The sequence below is a fragment of the Ignavibacteriales bacterium genome (assembly GCA_026390595.1).
Taxonomy (GTDB): domain Bacteria; phylum Bacteroidota; class Ignavibacteria; order UBA10030; family UBA10030; genus UBA9647.
The window spans coordinates 49348-62838 of the sequence record JAPLFQ010000006.1 but is presented as its reverse complement, the minus strand read 5'-3'; the positions used below and the strand labels follow the sequence as shown (position 1 = coordinate 62838).

Genomic DNA, 13491 nt, shown 5'->3' with positions numbered 1-13491 from the left:
TTACGACTCTCCAACCGCAATCACACACGGCAACATCACAGAAGGAGTTTGTATGGCAGGAATGAAACGCATCAACACTATCATTATCGGTGCCGCTGGACGCGATTTCCACAATTTCAATGTCATGTATCGAGACAATGAGCCCTACAATGTCGTCGCATTCACCGCAACCCAAATCCCGAACATCGCCGGACGGAAATACCCGGCTGCCCTCGCGGGCAAACTCTATCCCGACGGGATTCCAATCTATGAGGAGAAGGATCTGGAGGACCTGATCAGGCGACATGCGATTGAGGAAGTCGTGTTTTCTTACAGCGATGTGTCCTACCAGCATGTGATGAGCCTCGCTTCACGCGCTTCGATGGCTGGTGCGCATTTCAAGCTGCCGAGCGCACCACAAACGATGATCCCAAGCAAGAAACCGGTGGTTTCGATCTGCGCCGTACGCACGGGAAGCGGCAAGAGCCAGACATGTCGAAAAGTCTCCCGCCTGCTCGCCGAGCTCGGCCTCAAAGTCGCAGCGGTTCGACACCCGATGCCCTACGGCGACCTCGAGAAGCAGAAAGTCCAGCGATACGCTTCCATCGAAGACCTTCAGAAGCACCAATGCACGATCGAGGAGATGGAAGAGTATGAGCCGCATATCGTCAACGGAACGATCATCTACGCCGGGGTGGATTATAAGGCGATACTCGATAGCGCGGAGCAGGAAGCCGATGTGATAGTGTGGGACGGCGGCAACAACGACACATCGTTTTACAAACCGGATCTTTCCATCGTCGTCGCCGATCCGCTCCGTGTCGGAAACGAACTCTCCTACTATCCGAGCGAAACCAACCTGCGCATGGCGGATGTTGTTATCATCAACAAAGTTGATTCCGCCGACCCGCAGGCGGTCTTTACTCTGCGCGAAAATATCCGTAAGGTCAACAAGACGACACAGATCATCGAAGCTGCGTCCCCGATCTATGCGGATCAGAGCGGCCTTATCACCGGAAAGAAAGTGCTCGTCATCGAAGACGGACCGACACTGACCCACGGCGAAATGAAGTTCGGCGCAGGTACTGTAGCAGCTCATAAATTCGGCGCGTCGGAGATCATTGACCCGAGGCCGTACTGCTCAGGTGAAATCAAAAAGACATTTGATAGCTATCCCGGCATCGGGATCCTGCTTCCGGCAATGGGATACAGCGAGAAACAGGTGAAGGATCTCGAGGAGACGATCAACAAGGTCCCTTGTGACACGGTCATCATCGGAACTCCCATCAACCTTGCGCGGATCGTTAAACTCAACAAACCGGCGGTTCGGATTTCGTACGAACTGGAAGAAATCGGAACCCCTGATCTGAAGTCGATCCTCGGCAAGTTCGTTGCTTCATTGAAAGGATAGAATGCACCATGGCAAAGAAAACGGCGGGCAGCAAAGTAAAGGTCAGGAAGGGTTCCTACGCGCCGGAAACCCGCCTGATTTGGGGAGAATCGTTCACACCGAAGTGGGACTATAGTCATCACGTCATCCCGCCCATCTCCTCCTCGTCCACATTTCGCCTTTCCACGACGAAGCGCGGAGCGAAAGGATTCATTGAGTTTGCACATCATGCCGGGGACCTGAACGTCGAGTCGAAGGCCCCGATCTATATCTATGACCGTTTGGGTGAGCCAAACAAGGATCTGCTCGAGGAAAATCTCAAGACTGCGGAGCAAGGGGAATGCGCCGTGACATATTCAACAGGGATGGCTGCCGAGTCTGCTCTCTGCGGCATTCTTCTCGGCACCGGCAGCGAAATCATCGCACACCAGATGTTGTATGGCTGCACATATTCTTTGTTCAAGAACTGGTTTCCGCGCTACGGCATCAACGTGAAATGGGTCGATTTCAAGGACCTGAAAGCCGTCAGCAACGCGATCTCGCCGCGCACCCGGTTGCTGTATTTTGAGACTCCAGTGAACCCCACCATGGACCTCATCGACATTCAGGGCATCGCGGAGATTACGAAACGCCACAATCGCAATCGGAGTAAGCCGAACAGGATCTATGCCGCCGTTGACAATACGTTCGCCACACCGTACTGCCAGCGCCCTTTAACGCTCGGCATGGACTTCGTTGTGGAGTCATTGACGAAAGGAATTTGCGGTTTCGGCACGGATATGGGAGGTGTCGTGCTCGGACCCTCATGGAGTTACGATCAGCTGCTTCTCTATCGGAAGGATTTCGGGGGAGTGCTCAGCGCAAAAAGCGCATGGCCCATACTTGTCTACGGATTGCCCTCTCTTGCCGTCCGATTCAGGCAGCAGATCCAGACGGCGCAGAAGGTGGCAGAGTTCCTGGAAGACGACAAGCGAATCGGCATGGTAAGCTACCCGGGCCTTGATTCGTTCCGGCAACGGTCGCTCGCCCGGGACCAGATGCGCAACTACGATGGAGAGTTTTCTCCTGGTGTATTGATGTACTTCATACCGAAGGGGAAGTCTCCCGCTGACCGTCATCGCAAAGCGAACCGAATGGTGAATTACATCGCCGACAATTCGTACACGATGACACTCGCAGTCAGCCTGGGGAACATCCGAACACTGATCGAGCATCCGGGATCAATGACACATTCCAGCATTCCGCCGGAAGAGCAGCTCAAGCGCGGTATTGATCCGGGAGGAATAAGGCTTTCGATCGGGCTCGAGAAAGCGGAAGATATTATCCGAGATCTGGAACAGGCACTGAGAAAAATGTAGCAATGTTTCCAGGACCACCGTACAATCGGCTTCCAATCTCCGTTGGAGGCCGATTTGATTTCACGGCCTCCCAATCCCGACTCCACCCCGTTCATTTCCACATATTGGAATGTTGCTTTCAGAAATAGGAATACTTCTGGTTTTCTGTTGATATGTGACGAGGGACTCGCCAGTTCAACACCCCTGGAACGCCATTTCCGTGGCACAATCCTTGTCAAGTTATGATGCCACAAGGGGTTTTGACTTTTCAGCCGGAGGAGAGATGCATGCAGACGATCGCGGTCAGGCTTCAGGAAAACGCACCTGGTAAGTACTTCGTTACAAGCGCATGCAATGGATGCGGGATTTGCTTCTCGTTTGCCTTGCAGAATTTCATGTACAGTAATGACTCGTCGTACTACTATCTCTATCAGCAGCCTGCCGATCCGAGAGAGGAAGATGATATCCGTCGGGCCATAGAACTCTGCCCGATGAACTGCATCAAAGACGACGGCGAGCCATTCTAGCGGTTGTTGAAATCCCAGTTGAGAGACAACGATGAACCTCCCCCGAACCAACATCGTTCGGGGAAAGCAAGGCCGCCCCCGACAAAGAGCGTCGGGGTAAACAAGAGCGCCAAGTATTTGAGTTTTGGGGCGGATGAAAAGATCCGAATAACTTCTTTGCGGTCCGTGGCGCCCTTTGCGGTTTGTCTTACATCGCCCCTCTAGACGTTCGGTCAAAAGTCTCACGAAACATCGCAAAGGAGTTCGCACTCATGAGCCCTGGATCTCTTCTTCTTGCGCGGCTTTTGGATCCCGAAATACTCGTTCCGGCTGCCGAGTTCCTCGAGAACTCCGACATCGTGGAATGCTGGAACGCAGTCGATGGTCATGTCGACCTTGTCGCAAAACTCAGCGCTCCCCCAACCGCGCTGCTCGAACAGATTCGCAGCCTCGGCGGCGTCCAGGATATTCATGTCATCGGACTTTCTGACGAATCCGGCACGTTCTTGTGCAACCCCGCCATGTGCTACTCCTTCGTGTTCCTCGAGGTGGAAGATGGCAAGCTCGCTTTCGTCCGTGATCGTCTCGCTTCAATGCAAGAGGTTTCTTTCTGTTCTTCGGACGAGGATGGCGGCGAGGTCATTGCGGCCGTCAACGGCAATACGTTTCAATCGATTGACAGAACAATCAACGAAAAGATACGCCCGATCGATGGCGTCCTCCGGCTGAAACAGGATCGTGTTATCAATCTGAAACAACTCTGAGGTTTGAGCCATGGCAGAACCGCTCATAGACGAATTCAAAACTTTCAATCTCGATCTCTGGAAGTATGATGGCCACGCAGGCGCCCTCATTCCGCTTCTGCAATCGGCCCAGAATACCTACGGATATGTCTCAGAGAAAGCGATCGACCACATCAGCCACGTTACCGGAATACCCGCCGCTGAGATCTACGGAGTCGTGACCTTCTATGCACAGTTCCGGACGAAGCCGCTCGGCAGGAATGTGGTCAAGATCTGCAACGGGACGGCCTGTCACGTGAACGGTGCCAAGACGGTCTATGACACGGTGCAGGATGAACTCCAGATTACGTATGATGAAACGACCGACGACGGAAATTTTTCTCTTCTCTCGGTAGCATGCCTTGGTTGCTGCTCACTTGCTCCCGTCATTACGATTAACGGCGAGACACACGGGCGGCTTGACTCCGGAAAAACACGAAAAGTGATTCGCGATGAAAAACGCCGCGTCGGCGCTGTCTCCAAAGCAGTCGAAGAATGAGGTCTCGAATGAAAACTGTATCCATCGGATTGGGAACATGCGGCATCTCCGCTGGCGGTGAGAAGGTCTATAAGGCATTCCAGGAAGAATTGAAGGAACGCCCTGATGCATTTCTTCTCAAAGAGACCGGCTGCGTCGGGATGTGCTACCGCGAAGTCCTCGTCGAAATCGGCAACGGAAACGGAAGCCCGCGGCTCTACGGCGAGGTCACGCCGGACAGGGTAGGTAAGATTGTCGAAGAAGACGTGCTGAACGACCGTCCGATTGCCGATTGGCTTGTGTCCGGCGAGGGCAAGGAAGTCGGGTTCTTTGAAAACCAGGTACGCATCGTCCTGCGCAACTGCGGCAAAATCGACCCGGGCTCGATCGACGAGTATAGAGAGCAGGGCGGCTATCAGGCAATCAGGAAAGCGCTGACGGGCATGACGCCCGACGGCGTCGTGAACGAAGTGGTTCTCTCCGGCCTGCGAGGCCGCGGCGGCGCGGGCTTTCCGACCGGAACCAAGTGGAAGCTTACAAGGGCTGCAGCCTGCAGCAAGAAATATGTCGTCTGCAATGCCGATGAAGGAGATCCAGGAGCGTTCATGGACCGCTCAGTCCTGGAGAGCGATCCTCATGCGGTTCTGGAAGGAATGATCATCGCCGGCTACGCCATCGGGGCCGATTTTGGATATATCTACTGCCGGGCCGAATATCCGAAGGCTGTTACCCGGCTCAGGCAGGCGATCGGGCAGGCCCGCAAAAACGGGTTCCTCGGACAGAACATTCTCGGGACATCATTCAATTTCGAGCTTACTATCAAAGAAGGGGCCGGCGCGTTCGTTTGCGGCGAAGAAACCGCTCTGATGGCCTCGATCGAAGGTCGTCGTGGAATGCCCCGGTTCCGTCCCCCCTTTCCTGCGAATTCCGGCCTCTGGGGCAAACCGACGAATATCAACAATGTCGAGACCTTCGCAAACGTACCTTGGATTGTGATGAACGGAGGAGCGGCGTTCGCGAAGTACGGAACGGCCGACAGCAAAGGGACCAAAGTGTTCGCGATGGCGGGCAAGGTGAAACGGACCGGCCTCGTTGAAGTGCCGATGGGAATCTCCATCAAGTCCCTCATCTTCGACGTCTGCGGCGGCATCATGCACGACAAGGAATTCAAGGCCGTGCAGATGGGGGGCCCGTCGGGCGGCTGCATCCCGGCATCAATGAGCGACACGCCGATCGACTACCAGCAAATCCCGAAGACCGGCGCTATCATGGGTTCGGGCGGCCTCATCGTGATGGATGAGACCACATGCATGGTCGATGTGGCGAAATTCTTTCTCACCTTCACACAGGCTGAGTCGTGCGGGAAGTGTACGTTCTGCCGCATCGGCACGAAACGCATGCTTGAAATCCTCGAACGTATCACGATCGGTGAAGGAACGATGGAGGATCTCGACAACCTCAGCGAACTGAGCGATCAGATCCGGAACGCCTCCCTGTGCGGGCTCGGTCAATCGGCACCGAACCCTGTTATCACGACGTTGAAGTACTTCCGGGACGAATATGTTACGCACATCGAGAAGAAAAAGTGCCCGGCGCACGTGTGTGCCCCTCTCCTGACATTCACGATCAACGACAAGTGCCCCGGTTGCATGGTGTGCGCCCGCGCCTGCCCCACGGGAGCCATTACAGGCAAGAAGCGCGAGATCCATTTCATCGATCAGGACAAATGTATCAGATGCGAGAAGTGTTACACGGTGTGCCGCTTTGATGCCGTAACGAAAGACTGAGGACAGCAATGGTGACTCTCGAAATCAACGGACAACAAATCACCGCATCGCCTGAAAAGACGATTCTTGAAGTCTGCAGGGAGCAAAAGCTCGACACCATCCCGACGCTCTGTCACGATGAGAAGCTCCCTCCGTTCGGCTCGTGCTTCCTCTGCGTGGTCGAGCTCGAGGGGCAGACCAGGCTGTTCCCTTCCTGCGCCACCAAGGTCGCCGGCGGAATGAAGATCCACACGCGGTCAGAAAAAGTCAAGCGTGCAAGAAAAACGTGTCTGGAATTGCTCCTCTCGGATCACTATGCCGACTGTTTCGGACCATGCCGCCTGAATTGTCCTGCCGATGTCGATATCCAGGGATATATGTCGCTCATCCACCTCGGCAAATTCAAGGAGGCGATTGCTCTCATCAAAGAGAAGAATCCTCTTCCGTCAGTCTGCGGCCGCGTCTGCACGCGAAAATGTGAAGTGAACTGCCGTCGGTCAATGATTGACGAACCGGTCGGGATTGATTTCCTGAAACGCTATGTTGCAGACCAGGACATGATCGGCGAGATGTGGAAGCCCGAAGTGAAACCGTCGAATGGCAACCGTGTAGCAATCATTGGCGGCGGACCAGCAGGACTTACCTGCGCGTACTATCTTGTCACCGAAGGATATCAGCCTGCAATTTTCGAAGCACTGCCGGCAATGGGCGGCATGCTCCGGTACGGCATTCCGGAATACAGGCTTCCCAAGGAGGTTTTGGATAAGGAGATCAAGTGGATCACTGACCTCGGCGTCGAAGTCCATACAGGCCGCACATTAGGCAAGGACTTCACGCTTGACAGCTTGTTCGATCAGGGTTTCAAGTCCATCTTTGTTGGTCTTGGCGCTCAGGTTGGCAAACCGATGCAGGTAGAGAACGAGGAAGCGGAAGGCGTCCTCAGTGGAGTCGAGCTCCTGAAACAGGTTGAGATGAAAACCAATCCGCCCGTAAAAGGACGCGTCGTCGTGGTCGGCGGCGGCAACACTGCCATTGATGCAGCGAGAACCTCTCTTCGTCTTGGAGCGGACAAGGTCATTCTTCTCTATCGCCGGACGCGCCAGGAAATGCCGGCAAATCATGTCGAGATCGAAGCCGCCGAGCAGGAAGGCGTTGAACTTCAGTATCTCGCGGCCCCCGTTCGAGTAAACGTCGAACATGGACGAATGACGTCCGTCGAGTGTATTAAGATGGAGCTGGGCGAGCCGGACTCAAGCGGGCGGCGCAGACCGGTGCCGATGAAGGGATCTGAATACTCGCTGCAATGCGACTGGGTCATTTCGGCGATTGGACAGGAAGCGAACCTCGACGGCGTGGACGGCGGAACGCACATCAAAGTCACAAAGTGGAAGACGATCGACGCCAAATCGGGCACGTTCGATACCTCCCGACCGGGCGTTTTCGCCGGCGGAGATGTGGTAACCGGGCCGGCCGACGCCATTGACGCGATCGCAGCGGGACGCAAGGCCGCCCGTGCGATCGACAAGTATCTCCAGACCGGGGTCGTCGAACCTCTTGTTCCGCGGTTCGAGAGCCGGCGGGATGCGTTCCATAAGCTCGCACCGCAGGACATCCCACCGCTGGAGCCTGTGCATCGTCATCACCCTGATGAAGTGCCCGTCATCGAGCGCATTCTCGGGTTCAATGAAGTCGAACAGGCGTACACCGATGAGACGGCGCGAGTCGAAGCCCTCCGCTGTGCGGAATGCGGATGCGATGTCGGTCTCTCATGCGCCTTGCAGGACTACTGCACGGAGTACGGTGTCGACCAGGAACGGTTTGTCGGGGCATTCAACCGGTACAAGGTCGATACGCGCCATCCGTTCGTCAAGATTGACATGAACAAGTGCATCCGCTGCGGACGGTGCGTGAACACATGCTCCGAGATTCTGAATGTCGCAGCGCTCGGATTTGTCAATCGTGGATTCCGCACGATTGTCAAGCCGGCCATGGAAAAGGCGCTGCACGAAACGAACTGCGTCTCCTGCGGAAATTGCATCGACGTGTGCCCGACCGGCGCCCTGGTCGAGAAAATGCCATTCCGCCGGAGCGGGCCCTGGCACATGGACCCCGTGAACAATGTCTGCAATTACTGCGGAGTGGGCTGCAACATCACGTTCATGGTCAAGACACCAGATCTGTATTATGTCTCCGGAGCTCCGCCGGACGTTGGACCCAACCGCGGCGAACTCTGTGTGCGGGGACGTTTCGGATACGAGCATTACCTCGATGGATCACGCCGTCTGCAGCCGATGGTCCGCAAGGACGGAAAACTCCGGCAGGCATCATGGGAAGCGGCATTCGAAGCGGTGAGAGCAGGCCTGGCAAAGGTCATCGAAGACCACAGCCCGGATCATATTCTCGTCTCCGCCTCTCCGAAGTTGAGCAACGAAGAGTTGTACCTCGCCGGCAAGTATGCCCGGGCCGCCATAGGTACAAACAACATCGCTTCATTCCACCGCATGGTCAACGAAGCAGATTATCATGCCCTGGATGCGATGCTCGGTTCCACGGCGTCAACAGTTGGCGCGAAGGATATCGAGTCGGCGGACCTGTTTATAGTTCTCGGCGGCAACCCGACATCGGAAAATCCGGTGCTCGGCTGGCAGATAAAGCGCCGCATCAAGAAAGGCACGCAGGCGATCGTCATTAACTCGGGTCAAATCGATGTGACGGGATATGCGACAGTGTGGGCAGATCCGCGGCGCGGGACCGCGACGACGCTTCTGAACGGCGTGATTGCGGAACTGGCGCGGCGGAACAAACTCAACCAGCAGTTCCTCCTCGAAAACACTGTGAATTCCGAGCAGGTGCTTGCCAGCCTTGCAAAGCATGATCTGGCTGAGGTCTCCGCTGTAACAGGCGTCGCAATCGACAACATCCTGAAAATTGTCGAGCTGTTGTCCGATCCGTCCAAGAAGATCGTGGCATGCTACAATGTGGAAAGCCGGATAGACCGGTCGGCGAATGACCTGAGGGCTCTGGCCACGCTGATGCTCTCACTCGGGAAGATCGGCACGGAAGGCTCCGGCCTGGCACTCACCTCGAGTCAGTGCAACAATGCTGGCATGCGTCTTGCGGGGTTCGACAAACGCCTCCTGCCCGGTGGCGGGCCGATAGAGAGTGATCAGATTGCAGATGCGGCGGGAAAACTCTGGAAGACGGACATGAAGAAATTGTTCGGGACATCCGGTACGAACATCGGTCGCAAGATTCGCGAAGACAAGATACGCGCTGCGGTAATCGTGGGTGAGAATCCGTCGATTGCACCAGACTATCATCACTTCGTCAGCAATCTGGAATTTCTCGTCGTCGCAGACATGTTTCTCACGGAGACAGCGCAGGCAGCGGATGTCTTCCTGCCCCTCTCGGCATACATGGAATCCGAAGGTCACCTGACAAACTGGTTTGGTTTGCAGCAGCGAACAAACCCGATTGGTGATCCCGCCAACGGTATGCGGACACTCGACATCATTGATAGACTCTCCGGTCTGATGGGATACGCCGGGCAGGTTCACTCCGCCGACGGTGTCAACGAGGAACTGCAATCATTCATCAGTCTGAACGAGTCATCCGCCCGCAATCACGGTTCATTCCCCACTCCCGATGGCAAGGCCCATTTCGTCCTCTACTCGGATCAGAGTCTTTCCTTCAGTGCGGATACGCCGCAGGTCCTGGAAATTGACGCACGTATGACTGCTCAGATGAAATTGATCAGGATATAGCGCGGGCGCGGCTGATGAAGAAGCGGGATTCGGAAGCGAAAAACGTTGGCTGGAAGCGTAGATGAAGACCCGCAGTGAGCAACAAAGGCACCGCGGCATCACGAGAAACATCTGCACATGTAGGATTTACCCGAACCTCGGCGTCTTCGTGACTTCGTGGTATTGCTTTGATGTTGATGCTAGAATGCCATAGCGAGGTGAACCCCTCCGCCCCCCATTCCATCCAGAAGAGGTGTTATCGAAATATCGACACCTTTTTCATTCGGTCCCTTCACAAAGTCGGGGATTGAAGGATTTGCGGCAACCTTACCGAAGATATACCCAAGCGCAATACCCAGCGGCAGATCGCTGTACCAATGCATGCCCTTTGCAACCAGGCCCACTCCGAGAACGGCGACGAGCGTATAGCCAACGGGCTTGATCCACCGTGCCTGTGGATAGTTCTCGGCAATGACAGTCAGCGTGGCCATCGTCGTTGAGATGTGTCCCGATGGAAAAGCATAATAGCTGGGCGGGGAACTCTCGTAATTACTGGGGTGTGGGAAGAATTTCCATCGGCCCGTGCGGTGTGCTGAGGCGGCAGCGGGGCTTTCCCTGCCGGTAACACGTTTCAAGATCTGTACTGCAATCCCGGTGGCAAGAAATGCTTCGACAGTCTGGCTGGCAACACGAAGTGCTTTCGGATCATCCCCCAGCAATCCGTATCCCGCAAACGCTGTCGCGATCCCCAGGTGCACCCGACCATCCCCCAGCGCAACGGCATAATCGCTCGCTTCGCAGAATGTCTCCGACGTTCGGTAGAGTCTGCGAGTGCTTCTCCATGTGTGTTCATCTGTTTGAATCAGCGAAAACGTCAACACACCGATGCCGGCGAGGGCGGGAACGCTCTCCATCTTCAGTGATATGCCCGCGCTGCGTGCCCAGTTGTTCGGCAGCTGCGTGAACATGCTGTGCCACCGTAGTGGTTCCTGCCGGTTGAGAATGTCAAGATTGAGTTGCTGCTCAAGCGGAAGGTTCAGGTTGATCTGCTGGAGATCGTCATCGAAGAACACCGGCTGCCGCTCAAACTCCTGGCTCATGCAGGCATGCGTGAGTGCGATCACGAGGAGCGTGATGGAGAAAATCCGGACGAGCGTAAAAGAAGCTGTCGCAAGGATCATAGTGTTCGTGGGGATTGAATTGAATGAAAGTACGCTCTCTCCGCTCCCAGCCCCGCTGCTCAGAAAACAATCGCCATTGACAAACCTACACCATTTCCATTGACCGCGGGAGCAATGCTCACATGGGGAGCATTCTCGTTCACGGGACCGGCCGAGAGAATTCCCTCCGGATGTGCGGCAATCATGCCGAACGCATACCCAATCGCCAATCCAAGTGGATAGTCACTATACCAATGGATTCCGCGGTTCACCATTCCGACACCGACAAGGCCGCTGATGATGTATCCGACAGGCCTGATCCATGTCGTCTCCGGGTAATTCTCTGCTATGACAATCACGGTCGCCAGTGCTGTGCAGATGTGTCCCGAAGGAAACGCATCGTACGCCGGGACGCGCTTGTGGTAGTCAATCTGGTCCGGGAAGAACCGCCACGTGCCCAGGGGCGATGTCCGGACAAAAGGGCTCTCGCGTCCCGTGATGTGCTTCAGAACCTGTACCACCGCGCCGGAAGCAAGAACGGCTTGTACAATCTGGCTGCCTGTCCGCAGAGCACGATTGTCATCTTTCAACAATCCGTATGCGGCAAACGCGCCCGCCAATGCGAATTGCGACTTTCCGTCACCGAGGCTCACAAAAAAATTGCTGACATCGGAAACCGTCTGGGAGTTCTTGTACCAGCGGTCGGACACCTCGTACGTCGCGGCATCGGTTACAATCAAACCCGCAGTCAGGACACCCAAGCCGACAAACTCCGGGATTCTGTTCGTCTGAAACTTGAGCGTGAAGTATTGCTTCCAATCGCCTGGCAGGTTGGTAATCATGCTGTGCCATTTCAGGGTCGGCTGCTGCAACGGAAGCGTCGTTGAGTCTGCCGGAGAAATTACTACCGCCTGACGGCCTGTCGCCAGAAGAGTATCAGCGGGTTTCTTGAATGAATCAACGGGTTGTTGCTGAGACCATGCCACGGTGTGCATGAAAAAAAAGAAACAACAAAGCATGAATCTTCCCACGATGCGGCTCTCACTTCGACGTCTCATCAGACTTTCTCGCTGAGCACAAAGAAGGTATGCATGTGCCCAAAGTGCCGCACATCACATCCTGAAAAAAACAATAACGTAAAATTAACATAAAACAGCCTGAATTGGAAGTGTTTTTCTGAATGCGGAGTCAGCAGAGACGCCTGATAGCCGGCAGACTTGCCCTTGGATTCGAAGCCCCCGGCCAGGTCTGGGAGCGATTCGAATACTCGATAGTTGACGGTGGCAAGGATCAGGGAGAAGAAGAAGAATTGTGTGAATTATAGCGCCCCAGTCGCAATGTACAACGAAGCGGTGCAAAGCTCCATTGCCGCACAGTATCAGGGTTGTTCCGTTTTGGGCCACATCAAGGACGCGGCGACCGACAGGGCAATCACGCCTCCGACGATGAGAAGGGTAATGGCAATTGGAATCGGAAACACTTCCGCAAGGAGCATCTTCAATCCAACGAATGACAGGACGATCGCCAAGCCAATCCGGAGATAATGAAAGAGGTTCATAAGCCCCGCGAGGGCAAAATAGAGCGAGCGAAGTCCAAGAATCGCGAAGATGTTCGAAGTGTAGACAATGAAAGGGTCGGTGGTGATCGCAAAAATCGCAGGAATGGAATCGAGCGCAAAGAGAAGATCGGTGGTTTCTACGACGAGAACAACAATGAAGAGCAGTGTCGCGTAGCGGCGTCCCTCGATCTTGAGGAAAAACCGGGAACCATGATAGCCTGAAGTGACCGGGACAAATTTCCTGAATAGACGGACAAGGATATTACGCTCCGGTTTGATCTCTGCCGCCTCGTCCTGGAAAGCCATCTTGACACCCGTGAACACAAGAAAGATCCCAAAGAGATACAAGACCCAATGGAATTTCATGATCAGCGTGACACCGAGTCCGATGAGGAGTCCTCTCATCACCTGCGCGCCGACAATTCCCCAAAACAGGACCTTGTGCTGGTACTGCATGGGTACCTTGAAATACATGAAGATGAGGAGAAACACGAAGAGATTGTCGACGCTCAGCGAAAGCTCGATCAGGTACCCCGTCAAAAACTGAAGCGCGGGTTCCCTGCCATGCCAGATGTACAGCCCCACATTGAAGAGAAGTGCCAGTGAAATCCACACGGCGCTCCAGCCGAGCGCTTCTTTGATCTTGATTTCACGTTCCTTGCGCTGGAATAGTCCGAGGTCGACCAGCAAGAGGGCGATGATGAAGACCGTGAATATAAAGTACAGAAGAGGTGTGGCCGGAACCATGGCTTCAGTTCGCTCCAGTCCGGTGCGGGGATAGGTCTGCCGTTT

The 13491-nt window shown here is 54.9% G+C and carries 10 protein-coding genes; 7 read left to right on the top strand and 3 right to left on the bottom strand.

Annotation, left to right across the window (positions count from 1 at the left end):
* Nucleotides 1-52: 52 nt before the first annotated feature.
* The 7 genes from NTU47_02170 to NTU47_02140 all read left to right on the top strand — a co-directional run bounded on the left by NTU47_02170 (nt 53) and on the right by NTU47_02140 (nt 10002).
* A complete protein-coding gene (locus NTU47_02170) occupies nt 53-1390 on the top strand; it encodes a cyclic 2,3-diphosphoglycerate synthase (GenBank protein MCX6132595.1) in 1338 nt (445 codons plus the stop codon).
* An 8-nt stretch (nt 1391-1398) separates the two neighbouring features.
* Nucleotides 1399-2727, top strand: a complete 1329-nt coding sequence (locus tag NTU47_02165; protein ID MCX6132594.1) for a PLP-dependent transferase — start codon at nt 1399-1401, stop codon at nt 2725-2727.
* Nucleotides 2728-2993: 266 nt separating this feature from the next.
* Nucleotides 2994-3233, top strand: coding sequence for a ferredoxin (locus NTU47_02160; GenBank protein ID MCX6132593.1), 240 nt, complete (start codon nt 2994-2996; stop codon nt 3231-3233).
* A 251-nt stretch (nt 3234-3484) separates the two neighbouring features.
* Nucleotides 3485-3976: a hypothetical protein gene (locus tag NTU47_02155; protein ID MCX6132592.1), complete on the top strand. Its 492-nt coding sequence runs from the start codon at nt 3485-3487 to the stop codon at nt 3974-3976.
* Nucleotides 3977-3986: 10 nt separating this feature from the next.
* Nucleotides 3987-4493 carry an NADH-quinone oxidoreductase subunit NuoE gene (nuoE, locus tag NTU47_02150; protein MCX6132591.1) on the top strand — a complete coding sequence of 169 codons (507 nt, stop codon included), beginning with the start codon at nt 3987-3989 and terminating at the stop codon, nt 4491-4493.
* Between the two features lie 8 nt (nt 4494-4501).
* Entirely contained in the window at nt 4502-6259 is a 1758-nt protein-coding gene (locus tag NTU47_02145) for an NADH-quinone oxidoreductase subunit NuoF (protein ID MCX6132590.1), read from the top strand.
* 8 nt (nt 6260-6267) lie between these two features.
* Nucleotides 6268-10002 carry a molybdopterin-dependent oxidoreductase gene (locus NTU47_02140; GenBank protein MCX6132589.1) on the top strand — a complete coding sequence of 1245 codons (3735 nt, stop codon included), beginning with the start codon at nt 6268-6270 and terminating at the stop codon, nt 10000-10002.
* A gap of 179 nt (nt 10003-10181) precedes the next feature.
* On the opposite strand, the gene NTU47_02135 is transcribed toward NTU47_02140, so the two are convergent.
* From NTU47_02135 to NTU47_02125, 3 genes are all read right to left on the bottom strand, one after another.
* On the bottom strand, nt 10182-11162 hold the full coding sequence (locus NTU47_02135; GenBank protein ID MCX6132588.1) for a phosphatase PAP2 family protein: 981 nt from the start codon (nt 11160-11162) through the stop codon (nt 10182-10184).
* A 59-nt stretch (nt 11163-11221) separates the two neighbouring features.
* Entirely contained in the window at nt 11222-12199 is a 978-nt protein-coding gene (locus tag NTU47_02130; GenBank protein ID MCX6132587.1) for a phosphatase PAP2 family protein, read from the bottom strand.
* A 320-nt stretch (nt 12200-12519) separates the two neighbouring features.
* Nucleotides 12520-13446: a TerC family protein gene (locus NTU47_02125; GenBank protein MCX6132586.1), complete on the bottom strand. Its 927-nt coding sequence runs from the start codon at nt 13444-13446 to the stop codon at nt 12520-12522.
* Nucleotides 13447-13491 lie beyond the last annotated feature (45 nt).

Bases quoted from the DNA above. Each gene is read 5' to 3' on its own strand.
- NTU47_02135 (MCX6132588.1), bottom strand. From the start codon at position 11,162: ATGATCCTTGCGACAGCTTCTTTTACGCTCGTCCGGATTTTCTCCATC.
- NTU47_02125 (MCX6132586.1), bottom strand. From the start codon at position 13,446: ATGGTTCCGGCCACACCTCTTCTGTACTTTATATTCACGGTCTTCATC.
- NTU47_02145 (MCX6132590.1), top strand. From the start codon at position 4,502: ATGAAAACTGTATCCATCGGATTGGGAACATGCGGCATCTCCGCTGGC.
- NTU47_02170 (MCX6132595.1), top strand. From the start codon at position 53: ATGGCAGGAATGAAACGCATCAACACTATCATTATCGGTGCCGCTGGA.
- NTU47_02155 (MCX6132592.1), top strand. From the start codon at position 3,485: ATGAGCCCTGGATCTCTTCTTCTTGCGCGGCTTTTGGATCCCGAAATA.
- NTU47_02165 (MCX6132594.1), top strand. From the start codon at position 1,399: ATGGCAAAGAAAACGGCGGGCAGCAAAGTAAAGGTCAGGAAGGGTTCC.
- NTU47_02130 (MCX6132587.1), bottom strand. From the start codon at position 12,199: ATGAGACGTCGAAGTGAGAGCCGCATCGTGGGAAGATTCATGCTTTGT.
- NTU47_02140 (MCX6132589.1), top strand. From the start codon at position 6,268: ATGGTGACTCTCGAAATCAACGGACAACAAATCACCGCATCGCCTGAA.
- nuoE (MCX6132591.1), top strand. From the start codon at position 3,987: ATGGCAGAACCGCTCATAGACGAATTCAAAACTTTCAATCTCGATCTC.
- NTU47_02160 (MCX6132593.1), top strand. From the start codon at position 2,994: ATGCAGACGATCGCGGTCAGGCTTCAGGAAAACGCACCTGGTAAGTAC.